The sequence below is a fragment of the Streptomyces sp. AHA2 genome (genome assembly GCF_036857595.1).
In the GTDB taxonomy this organism is placed as follows: domain Bacteria; phylum Actinomycetota; class Actinomycetes; order Streptomycetales; family Streptomycetaceae; genus Streptomyces.
Map to the genome: position 1 here is coordinate 232,781 of NZ_JAUQWJ010000010.1, position 20,245 is coordinate 253,025.

Below are 20,245 nucleotides of genomic sequence, written 5' to 3' on the forward strand. Positions count from 1 at the left end.
TCGGGCCGGCAAGGGTCGGGGCGAGACGGCTAGGTGGCGCGAGGCGGATGGGGCTGAGTCTGGCGACGGCGCAGCGGTGGGTGGAGCGCTGGGAACTGCAGCAGCAGCGGTACGCCGTCGACCGCGAGGAGCGGTTCACCGTGATCGCCGACGTCGTCGAGCACGTGACGGCGGGCCGTGCGGCACGGCCGCTGGTCGTGGACCTGGGCTGCGGACCGGGTTCGCTGGCCGCCCGGCTGGTCCGGCGGCTGCCGGACGCCGAGGTGGTGGCCGTGGACCGCGATCCGCTGCTGCTGGAGCTGGGCCGCACCCACCACCCGGACGCGGCCCGTTACGTGGACGCGGAGATCGGCGCGCCCGGCTGGCTGCGGGCCCTGGACCTGGACCGGCCCCTGGACGCGGCCGTCTCCACCACGGCCCTGCACTACCTCGACCGGGACACCCTGTCCGCCGTGTACCGGCAGCTCGCCGCCGCGCTGCGGCCCGGGGGCGTCCTGGTCAACGGCGACCACCTGCCCCAGGGCGAGGGGGGCCCGGCCGCGATCGCCGCGCACGTCGGGCGGTGCCGGGCCGTCCGGCAGCGGGTGTTCGCGCAGGAGGACTGGGACTCCTGGTGGGCCGGCGCCGCCCGTGACCCGGAGCTGACGGACCTGCTGGCCGACCGCGACCGCCGGGAGGAGGCCGCCGGCGGCGGCCGCCCCGCCGAGCTTTCCCTGCCCGCCCACCTCGAGCTGCTCCGGCAGGCCGGCTTCCGCACGGCGGGCCCGGTGTGGCAGTACGGCGACAGCTGCGTGGTCGTGGCGGTCCGCTGAGCGCGGCCGCCCGCCCGGGGCGGCTCGTGCGACGACCGCCTCGGTCATCCCCGGCCCGCGGGCCGGCCGCGGCGGCTCGCACCCGGCCCGGTCACCCGTCCGCGCTCCCGCCGAATGGTGCACGGCGGCCCGCCGCCGGGACAATCGGCACAGAAGCCGCTATAGGTCGATGTCGCCAGGAAGCCCCCGCGTCCGCCGGGCGGCCCGGCGCACAGGCAAGGAGCCCCGCCATGACCACCGCCGAACACCGCACCCACCGGGACCACGCCCACACGCACGGCGACGACTGCGGTCACCTCGCCTTCCCCCACGGTGACCACACCGACTACGCCCACGACGGCCACATCCACCGGATGCACGAAGGCCACGCCGACGAGTGCGGCCACGACGGCCACGAGGTGCACCACAACCACGACCACCAGCACGGGGACCGCTGCGGCCACCAGGCCGTACGGCACGGTGACCACACCGACTACGTGCACGACGGCCACCGGCACGCCGCCCACGAGGGCCACTGGGACGATCACTGACGAAGCCGGGCGTCCGCCCCACGGGCGGGAAGCAGCGCCGCTCAGCCCAGGTCGTCCCAGTGGACCGTGCGGTCGCACCAGCGTCGCAGCAGCGTGCGGTCGTGCCCCACGGCCAGCAGGGCGGCGCCGGTCGTGGAGCGGTAGTCCTCGACGGCGGCGACCAGGGCGGCGGCCGTGGAGGCGTCCAGCATGGCCGTCATCTCGTCGCAGACCAGCACGCGCGGCCGCAGGGCCAACGCCCGCGCCAGGCAGGCCCGTTGCAGCTGGCCGTCACTGACCTCGTGCGGCCGGCGGGTCAGCAGGTCGGCGGTGAGGCCGACGGCCGGGGCCAGTTCCGCGACCCGCTGCGCCGCCTGCCCGCCCCGGCCGGTGGCGCGCAGCGGCTCGGCGATCAGGTCGGCCAGCGGCAGCCGCGGGTCGGCGGAGAGCCTGGCCTGCTGGAAGACGACCCCGAAGGCGGTACGCAGCTCGCGCGGGGCGCGGTGGCGCCAGCGCCGGACGGGCACGCCGTCGAGCAGGAGGGTGCCGGCGTCGGGACGGTGCAGCAGCGCCGCGACCCGGGCCAGGGTGGACTTGCCGCAGCCGCTCGGCCCGAGCAGGCCGACGGACTCCCCCGCCTGCACGGTCAGGGAGACACCGCGGACCACCGGGGCGTGCCGGTCGTATCCGGCGGTGACGCGACGCAGTTCAAGCACGGACGTCCTCCGGCACGTACGGGTGGTGGCAGGCGACCGTACCGGTCGGCGGGGCGCCGGTGACGCAGGTGTCGGTGGCCCGGTCGCAACGGGCGGCGAAGGCGCAGCCGGCGGGGAGGTCGCCGAGTTCGGGCGGCATGCCGGGGATCGGGGTGAAGGCCCGGTCGGGCAGCGCCTGGAGGAGGCCGCGGCTGTAGGGGTGGCGGGGGCCGGGCGAGCCGAAGAAGTCGCGGGCGTCGGCCAGTTCGACGATCCGGCCCGCGTACATGACGGCGACCCGGTCGGCGATGCGTTCCGCGGCGGACAGGTCGTGGGTGATCATCAGCAGGGCGCGTCCGCGGCCGTCGGTCGTGGCGGGGTCGTCGACGTGCCGGCGCAGTTCGTCGACGGTGCGGTCCACGAGGTCGCGGTCGAGTCCGGTGGTGGGTTCGTCGGCCAGCAGCAGGGGTGCGCCGCCCACCAGGGCGAGGGCGGTGGCGGCCCGTTGGGCCAGGCCGCCGGAGAGCTGGTGGGGATGGCGGTCGAGGTGGTCGGCGGGGAAGGCCGCCCGTGCGGCGGCGGCCTCCGCCGCGGCGCGCAGGGCGGACCGGCCCCGGGTCGCGGTCAGGGCGGCGACCGTCTCCTCCAGTTGGGAGCGGACGGTGCGCACGGGCGTGAGGTGGGCGGCCGGGCTCTGCGGGACCAGGCCGATGAGCCGGCCGCGCACGGTCCGGGCCAGGACGCGCTCGCCGGCCGTGAGCAGGTCGAGGTCGCCGAGCAGGGCGGATCCGGCGGTCTGCGCGTTGCCGGGGAGCAGCCCCAGCAGGGCGGAGGCCAGCACGGACTTGCCGCAGCCGCTCTCCCCGATGAGGGCGAGGCACTCCCCCGCCGCCACGTCGAACCGGGCGTCGGTCACAGCGGCGACCCGACGCCCACCCGGCATCAGGAACCGCACGGACAGTCCCCGCACGGACAGCACGGGGGCCGGCCCGGCCCCGAAGCCGCGGCCGGTGGCGGCGACCGTCTCGGCGGGGCCGGTCCCTGAGTCGGTCTCGGTGCTCACAGCATCAGCTCCGATCGGTGACGGGGGTTGATCCGCTCCCGCCACGCACCGGCGAGGCCGGCGACGGCGAGGGTCGGGACGATGAGGAACAGGCCCGGGAAGAGGGTCGGCCACCACTGGCCGGCGAGCAGGGAGCCGCGGGCGGTCTGGATGAGGGTGCCGAGACTCGCGGTGTGCGTCGGCAGGCCGAGCCCGAGGAACGACAGGGCCGACTCATGCCACATGGCGTGCGGCACCATCAGCACGGCGGCGAGAGCGGCCTGCGGAAGCACCGCCGGCAGCAGGTGCCGTACGGTCACCCGCCACCGCGACGCCCCGCCCGAGACGGCCGCGTCGACGTAGGGCCGGGACCGCAGGGACAGCACCTCGGCGCGGACGATGCGTGCCGTGGACAGCCAGTGGGTCAGGGCCACGGAGATCACCACCGGCCAGACACCCGGCCGGAACATGGCGACGATGAAGATGCCGAGCAGCAGGTGCGGCACGGACGAGAAGGTGTCGACCAGCCGCATGAGCGCCCGGTCGGCCCAGCCGCCCAGCGCCCCGGCGGCGGCGCCGACGGCCGTGCCGACCACGGTCGCCGTCAGGGCCGCCGCCACTCCGACGAGCAGCGAGACCCGCAGCCCGTACACGCAGCGCAGCAGCAGGTCCCGCCCGACGTCGTCGGTGCCGAAGGGGTGCGCCCACGAGGGCGGTCGCAGCTTGGCGGCCAGGTCGACGGCCTGCTGGTCGAGCTGGACCAGCGGCGGGACGAGCAGCACGGCCAGGACGGTGAGGGCCACCAGCGCGGCGGAGGTGCGCACGCGCAGGGTGCGGGTGGACCGGCGCCGCGGGCCGTGCGACCGCCACTCGGTCTCCTCCGGGGCGCCGGCGGGCGCGGGTGCGTCACATGTCACTGAGCTTCACCCTCGGGTCGAACAGTCCGTACAGCAGGTCGGCGAGCAGGTTCCCGGCGAGCACGGCGGCGGTGGCCAGGGTCGTCAGGGCCGCGAGCAGCGGGAAGTCGACCGCGGTGGCCGCCTCGACGGTGGCCGCGGCGATGCCCGGCCAGCTGAAGACGCTCTCCACGAGCAGGGCGCCGGTGATGAGTTCCGGCACGCGGGAGCCGATGAGGGTGAGCACCGGCAGCAGCCCGGAGCGCAGGGCGTGGCCGAGCAGGACGGTGCGTTCGCTCAGGCCCCGGGCGCGGGCGCCGCGCACCGGGTCCTCGGCCAGGGCGTCCCCGACGCCCTGGCGCACGTACAGCGTGAACCAGGGCAGCTGGGACACCGCCAGGACCCCGGCGGGCAGGACGAGATGGCTCGCGACCTGCCCGAAGGTGACCTGTTCGCTGCCGGTGTCGGTCAGACCGCCGGCCGGCAGGACGTCCCACTGCAGGGCGAGCAGCCAGACGGCCAGCAGCGCGATCCAGAAGACCGGGGCCGCCTCCAGGGTGTAGGCGAGGGAGGTGACGGCCCGGTCGACCGCCGAGCCGGGGCGGCGGGCGGCGAGCACGCCGAGGACCGTGCCGGCGAGCACGGCGACGGCGAACGCGGCCGCGCACAGCAGCGCCGACCACACCAGCCGTTCGCCGATGACCTGGGTGACGGGCTGGCGCATGACGGTGGAGTGGCCGAGGTCGCCGCCGAGGGCGGAGGTCAGCCAGTGCCACCATCGGGCCGCGAACGGCTCGTCCACCCCGAGGTTCTCGCGCAGCCGGTCCAGGGTCTGCCGGTCCGCGCCGAGCGCGGCGGTCCCTGCGTAGGCCTTCACGGGGTCGAACGGGGAGGCGGCGGCGATGGCGAACACGCCGAAGGTGACGACGAGCAGGACGGGGCCGGCGAACAGCGCCCGCCGCCCCGCCAGCCGCGCCATCGCGGCCCAGGGCAGGCGGATCACCGTGCGGGCCGCCAGTCCTCGATGTTCCACCACGGGCCGCTGGCGAAGCCGTGCTCGTGCGGCTCCAGCTGGGTGCTCAGCCCGTCCCAGCGGTCGGCCAGCACGTAGAGGTGGTCGATGTGGGTGAGGAACGTGTAGCCGGGATCCCGCACCAGGGCGCGCTGGAGCTTGTCGTACGCGGCCTTGCGCTCGGCCGGGTCCTGGCTGCGGCGTCCTTCGTCGAGGGCGCGGTCCACGGTTGGGTTGTCGTAGCGGGCCATGTTGTTGAAGCCGTCGCCGGCGAGGGAGGAGTGCAGCAGGGTGTAGAGGCCGAAGTCGGGGTCGCCGGTGCTGCCGAAGCCCGCGAGGACGGCGGTGTCCTTCATGCGCGGCTCGATGACCTCCCAGGTGGCGCTCTCGGCCTTCACCTCGATGCCGGCCTCCTTGGCGTCCGAGGCGTAGGCGAGGGCGTGGTCCTGGCGGACCTTGTCGCCGGAGGGGTAGAGCAGGGTGAAGGTGGCGCGCTGCCCGTCCTTGGCGCGGACGCCGTCCTTGCCGGGCTTCCAGCCGGCCTCGTCGAGGATCTCGCGGGCCTTGTCCAGGTCCCGGGTGCGCTCGATGTCCGGGGTGAAGGCGGGGTCGTCGACGGGCAGCGGGCCGTAGGCCGGGCGGCCCGCGCCGTCGAGGATCTTGTCGACCATGGCCTTGCGGTCGACGGCGGCGTCGAGGGCGCGCCGGATCGCGCGGTCGCCGGTGACCTCGTTCGCGGTGGGGAGGGTGACGGCGCGGAAGTCGTAGGACCGGGCCTCGTGAGTGCGCTTGCCGTCGTCGTGCTCGAAGGTGGCGGCGAGGTTGGGCGGCAGGACGGCGCCGTCGAGGTCGCCGGAGCGCAGCCGGGTGGCGCGTACGTTGTCGTCGCCGATGACGGCCATGGTGAAGGAGGTGACCTTCGGCTTGCCGCCCCAGTAGCGGGGGTTGGCCTTGAAGGTGAGCTTCTCGCCCTTGCTCCACGCGCTGAGGACGTACGGGCCGGTGCCGACGGGCTCGGTGTTGAAGGTGCCGGTGTTCGGGTCCTGCTTGCCCGCGATGTGCTCGGGGACGACGGGCAGGACGGTGCGGGCGGCGAAGGGCGCGTAGGGGTACTTCAGCGTGAAGACGACCTTGTCGTCACCGTCCGCGCGGACCTCCTTCACGGCGTCCAGTTCGCTCTTGAAGGTGTTGTTGGTCTTCGCGTCCAGCGCGGTGCGGTAGGTGTAGACGACGTCGGCGGAGGTGAGCGGCTCGCCGTCGCTGAACTCGACGCCGTCGCGCAGGGTGTAGGTGTACGTGCGGCCGCCGTCGGTGATCTCGGGCAGTGCCTTCGCCAGGGCGGGCTTCAGTTTCAGCTCGGCGTCGCGGGCCAAGAGCCCGTCGAAGATCTTGGAGTTGCCGTCCTTGCCGTAGCCGAGCAGCGGGTTGAGGGTGTCGGGCTCGGTGGCCACTCCGATGACGACCGACGCCGCGGACCCGGCGCCGTCGCCTTCCCCGCCGCCGGGAGCGGAGCAGGCGGTGACCGCCGCGGCCAGTGCCGCCGTGGCGGCGGCCCCTCGTATCCGACGGGTCGACATGTGACCTCACACCCTTGTTGCTTCCATCAGGCTTTTGCACAGACCTCGCAATTAAACAGTCAACGAGGGCTGCGGCGCACCACCCCCCGCAAGGAAGCCCCTGGTCGACGACGCGCGACGGACCGGCGGCGGCCGCGTGTGCGGCTCGCGCGCCGGTCCGCCGGGGTCCCCGACCTCAGACTCGGGTCAGGGTGACCGCCTGGTCCGAGGCGGCGTGGACGCTGGGCAGCGGCAGGCCGCCGAAGAGGCGCAGTTCCATCAGCGTGGCCTCGACCCGGGCCGCGCCGGGCACGAGGGAGCCGGGCATGGGACGGCCCGTGTTCACCCAGCGGTGCTCGGCGCCGTCGCACACGGCCCGGGTGCCGCCGATGCCGTAGCGGGTGGTGGACACGCCCTGGCTCACGGAGGAGCTGACGAAGACCGGGCCGCTGGAGCTCGCGCAGCGGTAGGTGCCGGTCAGGGTGACCGTGCCGTCGGCGGCGATCCGGCCGGCGGCGTCGACGGTGACGCTGTCGGCCACGGCGGACGCGGTGGCGGGGGCCGCGCCCGCGCCGGTGAGCAGGAGCAGCGCGGCACCGGCCGCGGCGCCGAGAAGGGAACGTGGACGCATGAGGAGGAACCTCCCGAATGAGGTGGAATGTCCGGTCCCCACTGGTACCGGCCCTTCGGGCCGGGGTCCGTGACCCTCACCCCTTCGGTGGCGAGTCCGCACCGGCCGTCGTGGAACGGTCGCGGCGATGTCCTGGACTCGTCACACTTGCCGGCACCCCGTTCCGCCGCGGTCGAGACGGGAGGACCGTCTGTCCGTAAGAGGTATGGGAATGCTTCACACGGCCCTATCGACGTGGAGGTGCGCCATGTGTGCCCACCGGACCCAGTGCCCCGCGACCGGCTCGTCCGCCGCGCACGTCGTCGCCGCCCACCCCGAGCAGGGGTGGAGCCTGCTGTGCGACGGCGTCATCGTCTTCGACGACACCGGCGAGCTCCTGCCGGACGGCCGGGTGGTGGAGCCCCACCGGGTCACGGCGCAGGGCCTGACCGTCGCGGCCTGACGCGCGGGCGCCGGGGCACCGCCCGGACGGCGGCCGCCTGCCGGATCAGCCGCCTGCGGCGTGCCCGGACGGCAGGCTTTACGACAGGACGGCGAAGCCGTCGAGTTCCACCAGGGCCTCCGTGTCCCACAGGCGGACGACCTGGACGACCGCCATCGCCGGGTAGTCGCGTCCGGCCGCCTCGCGCCAGATCTCGCCGAGCCGGGGCGCGTGGGCGCGGTAGTCCTCGACGTCGGTGGCGTAGACGGTGACCCGGGCGAGGTCGGACGGGGCGCCGCCCGCGGCCGCCAGCGCCGCGAGCAGGTTGGCGAGGGCCCGCGCGAACTGCTCGGGCAGGGTCGCGCCGACCACCGTGCCGTCGCCGTCGAGGGCGGTCTGGCCGGCCAGGAACACCACGCGCGAGCCGGAGGCCACCACGGCGTGGGAGAAGCCGGCCGGCGGGGCCAGGTGGGGCGGGTTGACGCGCTGGGTGGTCACCGGTGGTCCTCCTGGTGGGCGTACAACTCCTTGGCGATGATGCCGCGTTGCACCTCGCTGGCGCCTTCGTAGATGCGCGGGGCGCGTACCTCGCGGTAGAGGTGTTCGAGCAGGTGGCCGCGTTGCAGCGCCCGGGCTCCGTGCAGTTGGACGGCCGTGTCGACGACGTACTGGGCGGTCTCGGTGGCGAGCAGTTTCGCCATGGCCGAGCGCCGGGGCACGCCGGGGGCGTCGTCGTCGTACGCGGTGGCCGCCGCGTAGACCATCAGCCGGGCGGCCTCCGTGCGCAGGGCCATCTCGGCGACCTGGTGGGAGACGGCCTGCAGGTCGCGCAGGGTGCCGCCGAAGGCGTCCCGGGCGGCGGTGTGGGCCAGGGTGGCGTCGAGGGCCGCCTGGGCCATGCCGACCGCGAAGGCGCCGACGCTGGGCCGGAACAGGTTGAGGGTGCCCATGGCGACGCGGAACCCGGAGCCCCTCTCGCCCAGTACGTCGTCGGCGGTGACCGGTACGGCGTCGAAGTCGAGCGCGCCGACGGGGTGCGGGGAGAGCATGTCCAGCCCGCGGCCGGTCAGCCCCGGGCGGTCGGCGGGCACCAGGAAGGCCGTGACGCCGCGGGCTCCGCCATCCGGGCCGGTGCGGGCGAAGACCGTGTAGAAGTCGGCCTCGGGGGCGTTGGAGATCCAGCACTTCTCACCGGTCAGACGCCAGCGGGCCGGGCCGTCGGGGACCGCGGCCAGCGCGCGGGCGGCGGCGTCCGAGCCCGCCCCCGGCTCGCTCAGCGCGAAGGCGGCGATCGTGGTGCCGTCGGCCACGCCCGGCAGCCAGCGGTCCCGTTGCTCCGGGGTGCCGTGCAGGTGGACGGGGTGGGCGCCGAGGCCCTGGAGGGCCAGGGCCGTCTCGGCCTCCGTGCAGCCGTGGGCGAGGGACTCGCGCATCAGGCACAGGTCGAGCGCGCCGGAGGTGAACAGCCTGCCGAGCAGCCCCGCCCGGCCGAGTTCGGCGACCAGGGGGCGGTTCACCCGGCCGGGCTCGCCCTTCTCGGCGTGCGGGCGCAGGCGCTCCGCGCCGAGGGTGCGCAGCTCGGCGCACCAGGCGAGTTGTGCGGGTTCGAGCGAGAATGCGGTCATCGCCGGTCCCTTCTCCGCCACCCTGCGTTCCGGCTGGGCCACTCCGAGGCTATCGCGAACCGTTGACTGCCGTCACCAACACGATACGCTCCAGGAGCGAGCCACCCACGCCAAGGGGGCGAACCGTATGGATGCACGGCGCACGGCGCATGTCGACACCTTCGCGCGCGACCATCTGCCACCCCCGGACCAGTGGCCCGAACTGCGCTTCGACCTGCCGGAGCTGCGCTACCCCGACCGGCTCAACTGCGCCGCCGAGCTGCTCGGCGGCCCGCCCGACGACCGCCCGGCGTTCCTCACCCCGGCGGGCGGGCGGTGGACCTACGGCGAGCTGCGGGCCCGGGTCGACCACGTCGCCCACCTGCTCACCGGCGAGCTCGGCGTCGTCCCCGGCAACCGTGTGCTGCTGCGCGGCCCCACCACGCCCCGGCTCGCCGCCTGCTGGCTGGCGGTGCTGAAGGCGGGGGCCGTGGCGGTCACGGTGCTCGCGCAGCAGCGGCCGCACGAGCTGAGCACGATGTGCGAGATCGCCCGGGTCCGGCACGCGCTGTGCGACATCCGGGCCGTCGACGACCTCGCCAAGGCCGAGGTCCCGGACCTGCGCATCACGACCTACGGCGGTGACGGCCCGGACGACCTCTTCGCCCGCCCCGCGCCCGGCACCCCCTACGAGGCCGTCGGCACGGCGGCCGACGACGTGGCGCTGATCGCCTTCACCTCGGGCACCACGGGCCGCCCCAAGGGCTGCATGCACTTCCACCGGGACGTCCTGGCGATCGCCGACACCTTCTCCCGGCACGTCCTGCGGCCGCGCCCCGACGACGTCTTCACCGGCAGCCCCCCGCTGGGCTTCACCTTCGGCCTCGGCGGCCTGGTGGTCTTCCCGCTGCGGGCCGGGGCGAGCGCGCTGCTGCTGGAGCAGGCCGGGCCGAAGCAGCTGCTGCCGGCGATCGCCCGGCACCGGGTGTCGGTGCTGTTCACGGCCCCGACGGCCTACCGGGCCATGCTCGAGGACCTGGACGGCCACGACGTGTCGTCCCTGCGCCGCTGCGTCTCGGCCGGCGAGAACCTGCCCGCGGCCACCTGGCGGGCCTGGCGGGAACGGACGGGCCTGCGCATCATCAACGGCATCGGCGCCACCGAGCTGCTGCACATCTTCATCTCCGCGGCCGACGACCGGATCCGGCCCGGGACCACCGGGACGGCCGTGCCGGGCTGGCAGGCGCGCGTGCAGGACCCGGACGGCGACCCGGTGCCCGACGGTGAGCCCGGACTGCTCGCCGTGCGCGGTCCGGTCGGCTGCCGGTACCTGGCCGACCCACGGCAACGGGAGTACGTACGCGATGGCTGGAACATCACCGGCGACACCTACGTCCGCGAGCCCGACGGCTGGTTCCGCTACGTCGCCCGCGCCGACGACATGATCATCTCGGCCGGGTACAACATCGCGGGCCCCGAGGTGGAGGATGCGCTGCTGCGGCACCCGGACGTGGTCGAGGCGGCGGTCGTGGGGCGCCCGGACGAGGCGCGCGGGCAGGTCGTGGTGGCGTTCGCCGTCCTCAAGGAGGGCGCCGCGCGGGACGCCGAGGCGCTGCGCGCCTTCGTCAAGGCCGAACTGGCGCCCTACAAGTGCCCGCGCGAGATCGTCTTCCTCGACGCCCTGCCGCGCACCGCCACGGGCAAGCTCCAGCGTTTCCGGCTGCGCGCGGCCGGGGGCGGCTCGGCTGAGGAGGACCGGCACTGATCCGTACGACCTAGTGATCCGTACGACCTAAGATGATCAACGTGTCCGACCAGCATGCACCACGGTCTCTCATCGTCACGCTCTACGGCGCGTACGGGCGCTTCGCGCCGGGCCCCGTGCCCGTCGCCGAACTGATCCGGCTCCTGGCCGCGGTCGGCGTGGACGCCCCCTCCGTGCGCTCCTCGGTGTCACGGCTGAAGAGACGCGGCCTGCTGGTGCCCGCCCGCACCGCGCAGGGCGCCGCCGGGTACGCCCTGTCCCCGGACGCCCGTCAACTGCTCGACGACGGTGACCGGCGCATCTACGCGACCGCCCCGCCGGAGGACGAGGGCTGGGTGCTCGCGGTGTTCTCCGTGCCGGAGTCGGAGCGGCAGAAGCGGCACGTGCTGCGCTCGAGGCTGGCCGGCCTCGGCTTCGGCACAGCGGCCCCGGGCGTGTGGATCGCGCCGGCGCGGCTGTACGAGGAGACCCGGCACACCCTTCAGCGGCTGCGGCTGGACGCGTACGTCGACTTCTTCCGCGGTGACCACCTGGGCTTCGCGCCGACCGCCGAGGCCGTGGCCCGCTGGTGGGACCTGGCCGCCATCGCCAAGGAGCACGAGGCCTTCCTCGACCGCCACGAGCGCGTGCTGCACGACTGGGACAAGCGCGACGGCACCCCCGAGGAGGAGGCCTACCGCGACTACCTCCTCGCCCTGGACTCCTGGCGGCACCTGCCGTACACGGACCCGGGCCTGCCCTCGGCGCTGCTGCCCGAGGACTGGCCGGGGGCCCGCTCGGCGGAGGTGTTCCGGGGGCTGCACGAGCGGCTGCGGGACGCGGGGGCCGGATTCGTGGGGCTGTGACCTGCCCGTACGGTGTTGTTAGTCCCCCCGGCCCCCCGGGTACCCGGCGCGTCCCCGCACCCCACGCCGCACACCGGGAGACGCTCCCATGGAAGAACAGTCGGGCCCCAAGCGGCCGGCGCTGATCGTGGTCGACATGATCAACACGTACGACCACGAGGACGCGGAACTGCTGCTGCCCTCCGTGGAGAAGGTCGTGCCGGTCATCGCCGGCCTGATCGGCCGGGCCCGGGAGGCCGACGTGCCGGTCATCTACGCCAACGACAACTTCGGGCGGTGGCGCTCGCACCACGGGGAGCTGGTCGAGACCGCCCTCTCCCGGCCGCACGCGAACCTCATCGAGCCGATCCGGCCCGACGACGAGTCGCTCTTCGTGATGAAGGCCCGCCACTCCGTCTTCTACGAGACGCCCCTGGCCTACCTGCTGTGGAGCCTGGGCGTCGGTCACGTGGTGCTGACCGGCCAGGTCACCGAGCAGTGCGTGCTGTACTCCGCCCTGGACGCCCACATCCGGCACCTGGACGTCACGATCCCCAAGGACGCCGTCGCCTCCATCCATCCCCATCTGGCCTCCGCCGCCCTGGAGATGATGGAACTCAACATGGGCGCCCGGATCACCACGGCCGAGGAGACCGACTTCGGCGAGGGTGCTTCGTAGGAGCTCCGCTCACAGGCTCAACCGGGGTTTCGGCGCGTCCGTGCGTCCCGTCCGTGGCCGGCGGCTGCCCGCGCGGTAGGGGGCGGGCCACACCGCTCCCCCGCCCGTGTAACCCTGTTCGGCCGCGGCGTGCAGGGTCCAGTGCGGGTCGTACAGATGGGGCCGGGCCAGGGCGCACAGGTCCGCGCGGCCCGCCAGGATCAGGGAGTTGACGTCGTCCCAGGAGGAGATCGCCCCGACGGCGATCACGGGGACGCCGGTCGCGTGGCGGATCCGGTCGGCGAACGGCGTCTGGTACGAGCGCCCGAACTCGGGTTGCTCGTCGGCCACCACCTGTCCCGTGGAGACGTCGATGGCGTCGGCGCCGTGCGCGGCGAAGGCCCGGGCGATCTCGACGGCCTCCTCGGCCGTGGTGCCGCCCTGTGCCCAGTCGGTCGCCGAGACGCGCACCGTCATGGGCCGTTCCGCCGGCCACACGGCGCGCACGGCGTCGAAGACCTCCAGCGGGAAGCGCAGCCGCTTGTCCAGGGCGCCGCCGTAGGCGTCGGTGCGGCGGTTGGTCAGCGGGGAGAGGAAGCCGGAGAGCAGATAGCCGTGGGCGCAGTGCAGTTCGAGCAGGTCGAACCCGGCCCGGGCGGCCCGGCAGGCGGCGGCCGCGAACTGCTCGCGGAGGTCCGTCAGCTGGGCGCGGGACAGCTCCCGCGGCGTCCGGCCGCCCGGCTTGTAGGGCAGCGCGGAGGCGGCGACGAGCGGCCAGTTGCCGTCGTCCAGCGGCTCGTCCATGCCCTCCCACATCGGTTTCGTCGAGCCCTTGCGGCCGCTGTGGCCGAGCTGCACGCCGATCGCGGTGCCCGGGGCCCGGTCGTGCACGAAATTCGTGATCCGCTTCCAGGCCTCGGCCTGCCGGCCGCTGTACAGGCCGGTGCAGCCGGGCGTGATCCGGCCCTCCTCGCTGACGCACACCATCTCCGTCATCACCAGCCCGGCCCCGCCCAGCGCCCGCGCGCCCAGGTGGACCAGGTGGAAGTCGCCGGGGACGCCGTCGGCGGCCGAGTACATGTCCATCGGCGAGACGACGACCCGGTTGCGCAGGGTCAGGCCGCGCAGCCGGAACGGGGTGAACATCGGGGGCGTGCCGGGCGGGCAGCCGAACTCGCGCTCCACCGCCTCCGTGAAACGGGCGTCCCGCAGCCGCAGGTTGTCGTGGGTGACGCGGCGGCTGCGGGTGAGCAGGTTGAAGGCGAACTGGCGCGGCGGCTGGCCGAGGTACAGGGCGAGGTTCTCGAACCACTCCAGGCTGGCCCGGGCGGCGCGCTGCGTGGAGGCCACGACGGGACGCCGCTCCGCCTCGTAGGCGTCCAGGGCATCGGGCAGCGTGGGGTGCTCGCTCAGGCAGGCCGCCAGGGCGAGGGCGTCCTCGACGGCGAGCTTGGTGCCCGAGCCGATGGAGAAGTGGGCCGTGTGGGCGGCGTCGCCGAGGAGGACGACGTTGCCGTGCGACCAGCGGTCGTTGACCACCGTGCGGAACGTGGTCCACGTGGAGTTGTTCGACTTCAGCGGGCGGCCGTCCAGCGCGTCGGCGAAGATCTTGGCGCAGCGTTCGACGGATTCGCTCTCGCCGAGTTCGTCCAGGCCGGCGGCCTGCCAGACCTCCTCGCGCATCTCGATGATCACCGTCGAGGCGTGCGGGGAGTAGGGGTAGCCGTGCAGCTGCATCACGCCGTGCTCGGTCTCGGCGATCTCGAAGCGGAAGGAGTCGAAGGCGAAGTCGGCGGCGAGCCAGATGTAGCGGCAGCGGTGGCGGGTGATCCGGGGACGGAAGACGTCCGCGTGCCGCTCGCGGGTGGTGCTGTGGACGCCGTCGGCCGCGATGACCAGGTCGTGGGTCCGCGCGAGGTCCTGTGGGGCCTCGGCGGTGAAGCGCAGGTCGACGCCGAGGTCGCGGCAGCGGGCGTGCAGGATCTCCAGCAGGCGCTGCCGGCCCAGTGCGGCGAACCCGTGGCCGCCGGAGGTGTGCCGGGTGCCGCGGTGGACGATGTCGATGTCGTCCCAGCGGACGAAGTCCTTCTGCAGGGCCTCGTGGACCTCCGGGTCGGCGTGCTCGATGCCGCCGAGGGTCTCGTCGGACAGGACGACGCCGAAGCCGAAGGTGGCGTCCGGGGGGTTGCGCTCCCAGACGGTGACCTCCCGGGCGGGGTCCAGGCGTTTGAGGAGGGCGGCGGCGTAGAGGCCGCCGGGGCCGCCGCCGACGACCGCGACGCGCCGGGCCAGGCCGGGGGTGGTGTGCGGGTGCCGCTCGTTCGTGGCTTGTCGCGCAGTTCCCCGCGTCTTCGAGGATGCGGCTGTCACCGTCCGCTCCACTTGGGAGGGCGCTTCTCTGTGAACGCGGCGTGGAACTCGGCGTAGTCCTCGCTGTTCATCAGGAGCGCCTGGGTCGCCGCGTCCAGCTCCACCGACGCCGCCAGGGGCATGTCCAGCTCCGCCGTCAGCAGGGCCTTGGTCTGGGCGTGGGCCAGGGCCGGGCCCTGTGCCAGGCGCCGGGCGAGCTGCCCGGCCGCCTCGTCGGCCCGGCCTTCCTCCGTCAGCTCGCTGATCAGGCCGATGCGCTCCGCCTCGGTGGCACGGACCGGGTCGCCGAGCATCAGCAGGCGGGTGGCGTGGCCCAGGCCGACGACGCGGGGCAGCAGGTAGGCCGCGCCCATGTCGCCGCCGGACAGGCCGACGCGGGTGAAGAGGAAGGCGAGGCGGGCGGTGGGGTCGGCGATCCGGAAGTCGCAGGCCAGGGCCAGGACCGCGCCGGCGCCGGCCGCCACGCCGTGCAGGGCGGCGATCACCGGGAACGGGCACTCGCGGATCGCGCGGACCACCTGTCCGGTCATCCGGTTGAAGTCCAGGAGCTGGGCGGTGTCCATGGCCAGGGTGGCGCCGATGATCTCGTCGACGTCACCGCCGGAGCAGAAGCCGCGGCCCTCACCGGACAGCACCAGCGCCCGGACGGACCGCTCCCGGGACAGCTCGGCGAGCAGGTCGCGCAGGTCGGCGTAGGCGCCGAAGGTGAGCGCGTTGAGTTTCTCGGGACGGGCCAGGGTGACGGTGGCGACGCCGTCGGAGACCTCGACGCGCAGATGCTCCCAGCGCGGGGTGCGGGCGGCGGAGCCGGTGAAGGGACTCATGACGGGCGGCCTCCTCGGGCGGGCACTGCCTCACTGAGCTCTACCCCACGAAGCTATCACTCATTCGTGACCGTCGTCATGAGTGCGCGATACGCCGACGGGGTAGGACCCTGGTGAGGGGCCCGGAGGTGACCTGGGCCGGTTACATCCGTCACAGATCGTCCACACCGGCGTAACGGCGGGAGCGGCGGTGCGCAAGCCCGCGTTCACCTGGGTAAGCCGTCCGGCGAGGGGGCGACGGTGCCTCCCGCGGTGCCCCTCGGACGTCTCCGGAAAGCGGCGCCGTACCATTCATAAGGTTGAAAGCAGGATGTCCTGCTCCATGAACGGACCCGCCTTGTACGAACTCCCCTCAGCCCCCGCCTCCTGGCGCGTCGCGCTGCCGCACACCGCCGCCGCGGTGCCGGTGGCCCGTGCCCTGGTCCGCACGGCGCTGGCCGAGCTGGAGCACGGGGCGGACTGCGACACCGCGGAGCTGCTCACGGCCGAGCTGGTGGCGAACGCCGTGGAGCACACCACCGGCGAGAAGCCGATAGAGCTGGTCGTGGAGCTGATGCCGTCGGGCTGCCGGGTCGAGGTGCACGACACCGACCCGGCCCCGCCCGGCGACCTCACCAGCCCGGTCGGCGGGCCGCCCGACCCCTGGCAGGAGCACGGGCGCGGACTGCTCCTCATCCGCGCCCTGAGTTCCTCCTGCGGGCACCGGCCGACCGAGTCGGGCAAGGCGGTCTGGTTCAGACTGCCTGCGGTACCCGCTCCTCGGCGTCCGGCGGAGTGACGCGGGCGAGCCGGGAGTTCCGGCGCCCGTAGAGCAGGTACAGGGCGGCCCCGACCGCCAGGAACACCGCGAACTGGATCCAGGTCGTCACGCCCGTCTCGTACATCAGGTACAGGCAGAAGCCGACGCCGAGCACCGGGACGACCGGGTACAGCGGCACCCGGAAGGTGCGGGCGAGGTCGGGCTCGCGGCGGCGCAGCGCGAGCACCGCGATGTTGACCGCGGCCATGACGGCGAGCGTGCCGATGGTGCAGAGGTTCACCACGGCGTCCAGCGGCGCGAAGGCGGCCGGCACCGCGAAGACGACGGCGACGATCAGCGTGCCGGCGACCGGCGTGGCGGTCCGCGGCGAGACCTTCTCGAAGACGCGCGGGATGAGTCCGTCACGGGACATGGACAGCAGGATCCGGGTCTGGCCGTACATCACGGCGAGCACCACCGAGGCGATGGCGACGACCGCGCCGAAGGCGATCACGCCGCCGCCGACGCCGGAACCGGTGACCCGGTCGACGACGTAGGAGAGGGCGGCGGGACGGCCGCCGACCGCGTCGCCCCCGATGGCGCCGATCGCGGCGAGGGCGACCGCGCAGTACAGCAGCGTGACCAGGCCGATGCAGACGAGGATCGCCACCGGGATGTCCCGGCGCGGGTTCTTCGCCTCCTCACCGGCCGTGGTGATCGCGTCGAAGCCGATGTAGGAGAAGAAGGCGGCGGTGGTGCCCGCGCCGATGCCGGCCAGGCCCTCCGGCGAGAACGGCGTGAGGTTGCCGTCCTCGAAGGCGGTGAACCCGATCGCGACGAAGGCCACGAGCACGGCCAGCTTCAGCACGGCCATCGCGGCCGTGGCCCGGGCGCTCTCGCGCACGCCGCGCACCAGCAGCACGGCGGCCATGGCGATGACGAGGACGGCCGGCAGGTTCACGGCCCCGCCCTCGGCCGGGCCCGCCGACAGTGCGGCGGGCAGCTGCAGCCCGACGAGACTGTCGAGCAGCTCGTTGACGTACTGGCTCCAGCCGACCGCCACCGCGGACACCGACACGCCGTACTCCAGCAGCAGGCACCAGCCGACCAGGAAGGCCGTGCCCTCGCCGAGCCCGGCGTAGGCGAACGAGTACGAGGAACCGGACACCGGGATCGCTCCGCCCAGCTCGGCGAAGGCGAACGCGGTGAAGACGCAGGTGATCGCGGCCAGGACGAAGGAGACGACGACGGCCGGACCGGCCTGGGCGACGGAGTCGGACAGGCCGACGAAGATGCCGGTGCCGACGATGGCGCCGACGCCGAAGCAGACGAGCTGGAAGAGGCCCATCGTGCGCTTGAGGCCGTGGCCTTCGCGGTCGGCGCCGGATTCGGCCACCAGCAGACGGGGCGACTTGTAGCGGGGCATGCGGGTGGTGCTCGTTTCTGGTGGTGCGGAGTGCGACGGGTGCGTCGCGCGGACGGCCGCGGAGGAGGGGTGGTTCCGGGCCGCCGGTCAGCATAGGGCCTGTTCAGGCCAGCGTTGCCACCATGACCGCCTTGATGGTGTGCATCCGGTTCTCCGCCTCGTCGAAGACGACCGAGTGGGCCGACTCGAAGACCTCGTCGGAGACCTCCAGGTACTCCAGGCCGTGCGCGGCGTGGACGTCCCGGCCGACCTGGGTGCCCAGGTCGTGGAAGGCGGGCAGGCAGTGCAGGAACTTCACGTCCGGGTTGCCGGTGGCGCGCAGCACGTCCATGGTCACGGCGTAGGGGGCGAGGGCGGCGATGCGCTCGGCCCAGACCTCCTTCGGCTCGCCCATGGACACCCAGACGTCGGTGGCGACGAAGTCGGCGCCGCGCACGCCCTCGTCGAGCGTCTCGGTGAGCGTGATGCGGGCCCCGCTGCGCTCGGCGAGCGCCCGGGCCCGGTCGACGACCTCCTCGGCGGGCCAGTAGGCCTTCGGTGCGACCAGGCGGACGTCCATGCCGAGCAGCGCTCCGGTCACCAGGTAGGAGTTGCCCATGTTGAAGCGCGCGTCGCCCAGGTAGGCGAAGGAGATCTCCGTGAGCGGCCTGGCGCAGTGCTCGGTCATGGTCAGCACGTCGGCGAGCATCTGGGTGGGGTGCCAGTCGTCGGTGAGCCCGTTGTAGACGGGCACCCCGGCGTACGCGGCCAGCTCCTCCACCTTCTGCTGGCTGTCGCCCCGGTACTCGATGGCGTCGTACATCCGGCCCAGCACCCGCGCGGTGTCCCGGACCGACTCCTTGTGCCCGATCTGGGAGCCGGAGGGGTCGAGGTAGGTGGTCGAGGCGCCCTGGTCGGCGGCCGCGACCTCGAACGCGCAACGGGTGCGCGTGGAGGTCTTCTCGAAGATCAGGGCGATGTTCCTGCCCCGCAGGTGCCGGGTCTCGTCCCCGGCCCTCTTGGCGGCCTTCAGCTCCGCCGCCAGCTCGACCAAGGTGCGGAACTCCTCCCCGGTGAAGTCCAGCTCCTTGAGGAAGTGGCGGCCGGCGAGGGCGGTCGGGACAGTCGCCATGGGGGCGCTCCAGGGATACGGGGACACGGACGATTGGAACAGTATACGAGCGTCGGCATGTCTATACGGTGGCGGTCCCGGAGCGCCCCCGGTCGGGGCTACACGGGATCGCGCTCCACCGGGCAGCTCATGCAGCGCGGTCCGCCCCTGCCCCGGCCCAGTTCGCTGCCCGGGATCTCTATCACCTCGATGCCCTGCTTGCGCAGGTGGGTGTTGGTGGTGGCGTTGCGCTCGTAGGCGACGACGACCCCGGGTTCGACCGCCAGCACGTTGCAGCCGTCGTCCCACTGCTCCCGTTCGGCCGCGTGGACGTCCTGCGTGGCGGTGAGCACCCGGATCTCGCTCAGGCCCAGCGCGGCGGCGATCGCCCGGTGCATGTGCTCCGGGGGGTGGTCGGTCACCTTCAGCTCCTTCTCCCCGACGCCCGGCTCGATGGTGTAGGAGCGGAGCATGCCCAGGCCCGCGTACTGGGTGAAGGTGTCGCCGTCGACCATGGTCATCACGGTGTCCAGGTGCATGAACGCCCGCCGCTTCGGCATGTCGAGCGCCACGATCGTCTCGGCGGAACCCGCGGCGAACAGCTTGTGCGCGAGCATCTCGACGGCCTGCGGGGTGGTGCGCTCGCTCATGCCGATGAGGACGGCCCCGTTGCCGATCACGAGCACGTCCCCGCCCTCGATGGTCGACGGGTAGTCGCTCTGCCCCTCGGACCACACGCGGAAGGACTCGTCACGGAACAGCGGGTGGTGCCGGTAGATCGCCTCGAAGTGCACGGTCTCGCGCTGCCGGGCGGGCCAGCGCATGGCGTTGATGGACACGCCGTCGTAGATCCAGGCGGAGGTGTCCCGGGTGAAGAGGTGGTTGGGCAGGGGGCCGATGAGGAAGTCGTCCAGTTCCATGACGTGGAAGCGCACGGAGGTGGGCTCCGGGTGCGCGTCCAGGAACTCGCGCTTGGTCATGCCGCCGACCAGGACCTCGGCCAGTTCCCGGCCGGGCAGGGCCTCGAAGGCGGCTCTGAGGTGGTCGGTGGCCAGCGGGCCGTACTCCTTCTCGTCGAAGACCCGGTCCAGGACGAGGTTCCGGGCCGCCGGGACCTCGAGCGTCTCGGCCAGCAGATCGCCGAAGAGGTGGACGGCGACACCGCGGTCGCGCAGCACGTCGGCGAAACCGTCGTGCTCGGCGCGGGCCCGGCGCACCCACAGCACGTCGTCGAAGAGCAGCGAGGTCTTGTTGCTGGGGGTGAGCCTTTTGAGCTCCAGGTCGGGCCGGTGCAGGATGACGCGGCGCAGCCGCCCGGCCTCGGAGTGGACGTGGTATGCCATGCCTCCATCCTGACCACGGAAGGCCGCA

20 protein-coding genes are annotated in these 20,245 nt (G+C 73.6%); 7 read left to right on the plus strand and 13 right to left on the minus strand.

The features are described 5' to 3' along the window. The first annotated feature begins 47 nt into the window (after positions 1-47). Together Q5694_RS21930 and Q5694_RS21935 are read left to right on the plus strand one after the other, a co-directional pair. Positions 48-812 (plus strand): class I SAM-dependent methyltransferase, encoded by a 765-nt coding sequence (locus Q5694_RS21930; protein WP_333934906.1) that lies wholly within the window; start codon positions 48-50, stop codon positions 810-812. A gap of 230 nt (positions 813-1,042) precedes the next feature. Next, on the plus strand, positions 1,043-1,342 hold the full coding sequence (locus Q5694_RS21935; RefSeq protein ID WP_333934907.1) for a hypothetical protein: 300 nt from the start codon (positions 1,043-1,045) through the stop codon (positions 1,340-1,342). Between the two features lie 41 nt (positions 1,343-1,383). Here the strand turns inward: Q5694_RS21935 and Q5694_RS21940 are convergent, their stop codons facing one another. The 6 genes from Q5694_RS21940 to Q5694_RS21965 form a co-directional block, all read right to left on the minus strand. Then, positions 1,384-2,037, minus strand: coding sequence for an ABC transporter ATP-binding protein (locus Q5694_RS21940; RefSeq protein ID WP_333934908.1), 654 nt, complete (start codon positions 2,035-2,037; stop codon positions 1,384-1,386). Further along, positions 2,030-2,959 (minus strand): ABC transporter ATP-binding protein, encoded by a 930-nt coding sequence (locus Q5694_RS21945; protein ID WP_333934964.1) that lies wholly within the window; start codon positions 2,957-2,959, stop codon positions 2,030-2,032. The genes Q5694_RS21940 and Q5694_RS21945 overlap by 8 nt, the downstream gene beginning before the upstream one ends. 116 nt (positions 2,960-3,075) lie before the next feature. After that, positions 3,076-3,975, minus strand: coding sequence for an ABC transporter permease (locus Q5694_RS21950; RefSeq protein WP_333934909.1), 900 nt, complete (start codon positions 3,973-3,975; stop codon positions 3,076-3,078). Next, positions 3,965-4,933, minus strand: coding sequence for an ABC transporter permease (locus Q5694_RS21955; RefSeq protein WP_333934965.1), 969 nt, complete (start codon positions 4,931-4,933; stop codon positions 3,965-3,967). The genes Q5694_RS21950 and Q5694_RS21955 overlap by 11 nt, the downstream gene beginning before the upstream one ends. A gap of 20 nt (positions 4,934-4,953) precedes the next feature. Then, complete coding sequence (locus tag Q5694_RS21960) at positions 4,954-6,543, minus strand: ABC transporter substrate-binding protein (protein ID WP_333934910.1); 1,590 nt, start codon at positions 6,541-6,543, stop codon at positions 4,954-4,956. A 175-nt stretch (positions 6,544-6,718) separates the two neighbouring features. After that, the gene (locus tag Q5694_RS21965; RefSeq protein ID WP_333934911.1) at positions 6,719-7,153 is read right to left on the minus strand and encodes a DUF6299 family protein; all 435 of its coding nucleotides are present in this window, start codon (positions 7,151-7,153) and stop codon (positions 6,719-6,721) included. A gap of 247 nt (positions 7,154-7,400) precedes the next feature. Between Q5694_RS21965 and Q5694_RS21970 the strand changes: the two genes are divergently transcribed. Beyond that, complete coding sequence (locus Q5694_RS21970) at positions 7,401-7,595, plus strand: DUF5999 family protein (protein ID WP_333934912.1); 195 nt, start codon at positions 7,401-7,403, stop codon at positions 7,593-7,595. Positions 7,596-7,673: 78 nt separating this feature from the next. On the opposite strand, the gene Q5694_RS21975 is transcribed toward Q5694_RS21970, so the two are convergent. Further along, on the minus strand, positions 7,674-8,072 hold the full coding sequence (locus Q5694_RS21975; RefSeq protein ID WP_333934913.1) for a RidA family protein: 399 nt from the start codon (positions 8,070-8,072) through the stop codon (positions 7,674-7,676). After that, the gene (locus tag Q5694_RS21980; RefSeq protein WP_333934914.1) at positions 8,069-9,199 is read right to left on the minus strand and encodes an acyl-CoA dehydrogenase family protein; all 1,131 of its coding nucleotides are present in this window, start codon (positions 9,197-9,199) and stop codon (positions 8,069-8,071) included. The genes Q5694_RS21975 and Q5694_RS21980 overlap by 4 nt, the downstream gene beginning before the upstream one ends. 127 nt (positions 9,200-9,326) lie before the next feature. Here Q5694_RS21980 and Q5694_RS21985 point away from each other — a divergent pair, with 127 nt between their 5' ends. From Q5694_RS21985 to Q5694_RS21995, 3 genes are all read left to right on the plus strand, one after another. Further along, entirely contained in the window at positions 9,327-10,943 is a 1,617-nt protein-coding gene (locus Q5694_RS21985) for an AMP-binding protein (RefSeq protein WP_333934915.1), read from the plus strand. Between the two features lie 32 nt (positions 10,944-10,975). Further along, positions 10,976-11,788, plus strand: coding sequence for a PaaX family transcriptional regulator (locus tag Q5694_RS21990; protein ID WP_333934916.1), 813 nt, complete (start codon positions 10,976-10,978; stop codon positions 11,786-11,788). A gap of 88 nt (positions 11,789-11,876) precedes the next feature. Then, entirely contained in the window at positions 11,877-12,446 is a 570-nt protein-coding gene (locus Q5694_RS21995) for a cysteine hydrolase family protein (protein ID WP_333934917.1), read from the plus strand. A 9-nt stretch (positions 12,447-12,455) separates the two neighbouring features. Here the strand turns inward: Q5694_RS21995 and Q5694_RS22000 are convergent, their stop codons facing one another. Continuing rightward, positions 12,456-14,717 (minus strand): bifunctional salicylyl-CoA 5-hydroxylase/oxidoreductase, encoded by a 2,262-nt coding sequence (locus tag Q5694_RS22000; protein ID WP_333934966.1) that lies wholly within the window; start codon positions 14,715-14,717, stop codon positions 12,456-12,458. Between the two features lie 74 nt (positions 14,718-14,791). Beyond that, positions 14,792-15,619 carry an enoyl-CoA hydratase family protein gene (locus tag Q5694_RS22005; protein ID WP_333934918.1) on the minus strand — a complete coding sequence of 276 codons (828 nt, stop codon included), beginning with the start codon at positions 15,617-15,619 and terminating at the stop codon, positions 14,792-14,794. A gap of 310 nt (positions 15,620-15,929) precedes the next feature. Between Q5694_RS22005 and Q5694_RS22010 the strand changes: the two genes are divergently transcribed. Further along, positions 15,930-16,397: an ATP-binding protein gene (locus Q5694_RS22010; protein WP_333934919.1), complete on the plus strand. Its 468-nt coding sequence runs from the start codon at positions 15,930-15,932 to the stop codon at positions 16,395-16,397. On the opposite strand, the gene Q5694_RS22015 is transcribed toward Q5694_RS22010, so the two are convergent. The 3 genes from Q5694_RS22015 to Q5694_RS22025 form a co-directional block, all read right to left on the minus strand. Then, positions 16,354-17,784 (minus strand): amino acid permease, encoded by a 1,431-nt coding sequence (locus Q5694_RS22015; protein ID WP_333934920.1) that lies wholly within the window; start codon positions 17,782-17,784, stop codon positions 16,354-16,356. The genes Q5694_RS22010 and Q5694_RS22015 overlap by 44 nt on opposite strands. A gap of 103 nt (positions 17,785-17,887) precedes the next feature. Next, on the minus strand, positions 17,888-18,895 hold the full coding sequence (argF, locus tag Q5694_RS22020) for an ornithine carbamoyltransferase (RefSeq protein ID WP_333934921.1): 1,008 nt from the start codon (positions 18,893-18,895) through the stop codon (positions 17,888-17,890). Between the two features lie 98 nt (positions 18,896-18,993). Further along, positions 18,994-20,217 carry an arginine deiminase gene (locus Q5694_RS22025; RefSeq protein ID WP_333934922.1) on the minus strand — a complete coding sequence of 408 codons (1,224 nt, stop codon included), beginning with the start codon at positions 20,215-20,217 and terminating at the stop codon, positions 18,994-18,996. Positions 20,218-20,245 lie beyond the last annotated feature (28 nt).

Excerpts from the sequence above, each read along its gene's own strand:
- Q5694_RS21930 (WP_333934906.1), top strand. The coding sequence starts at position 48 with ATGGGGCTGAGTCTGGCGACGGCGCAGCGGTGGGTGGAGCGCTGGGAA.
- Q5694_RS21935 (WP_333934907.1), top strand. The coding sequence starts at position 1,043 with ATGACCACCGCCGAACACCGCACCCACCGGGACCACGCCCACACGCAC.
- Q5694_RS21945 (WP_333934964.1), bottom strand. The coding sequence starts at position 2,959 with ATGCCGGGTGGGCGTCGGGTCGCCGCTGTGACCGACGCCCGGTTCGAC.
- Q5694_RS21955 (WP_333934965.1), bottom strand. The coding sequence starts at position 4,933 with ATGGCGCGGCTGGCGGGGCGGCGGGCGCTGTTCGCCGGCCCCGTCCTG.
- Q5694_RS21960 (WP_333934910.1), bottom strand. The coding sequence starts at position 6,543 with ATGTCGACCCGTCGGATACGAGGGGCCGCCGCCACGGCGGCACTGGCC.
- Q5694_RS21965 (WP_333934911.1), bottom strand. The coding sequence starts at position 7,153 with ATGCGTCCACGTTCCCTTCTCGGCGCCGCGGCCGGTGCCGCGCTGCTC.
- Q5694_RS21970 (WP_333934912.1), top strand. The coding sequence starts at position 7,401 with ATGTGTGCCCACCGGACCCAGTGCCCCGCGACCGGCTCGTCCGCCGCG.
- Q5694_RS21980 (WP_333934914.1), bottom strand. The coding sequence starts at position 9,199 with ATGACCGCATTCTCGCTCGAACCCGCACAACTCGCCTGGTGCGCCGAG.
- Q5694_RS21985 (WP_333934915.1), top strand. The coding sequence starts at position 9,327 with ATGGATGCACGGCGCACGGCGCATGTCGACACCTTCGCGCGCGACCAT.
- Q5694_RS21990 (WP_333934916.1), top strand. The coding sequence starts at position 10,976 with ATGATCAACGTGTCCGACCAGCATGCACCACGGTCTCTCATCGTCACG.
- Q5694_RS21995 (WP_333934917.1), top strand. The coding sequence starts at position 11,877 with ATGGAAGAACAGTCGGGCCCCAAGCGGCCGGCGCTGATCGTGGTCGAC.
- Q5694_RS22005 (WP_333934918.1), bottom strand. The coding sequence starts at position 15,619 with ATGAGTCCCTTCACCGGCTCCGCCGCCCGCACCCCGCGCTGGGAGCAT.
- Q5694_RS22010 (WP_333934919.1), top strand. The coding sequence starts at position 15,930 with ATGTCCTGCTCCATGAACGGACCCGCCTTGTACGAACTCCCCTCAGCC.
- Q5694_RS22015 (WP_333934920.1), bottom strand. The coding sequence starts at position 17,784 with ATGCCCCGCTACAAGTCGCCCCGTCTGCTGGTGGCCGAATCCGGCGCC.
- argF (WP_333934921.1), bottom strand. The coding sequence starts at position 18,895 with ATGGCGACTGTCCCGACCGCCCTCGCCGGCCGCCACTTCCTCAAGGAG.
- Q5694_RS22025 (WP_333934922.1), bottom strand. The coding sequence starts at position 20,217 with ATGGCATACCACGTCCACTCCGAGGCCGGGCGGCTGCGCCGCGTCATC.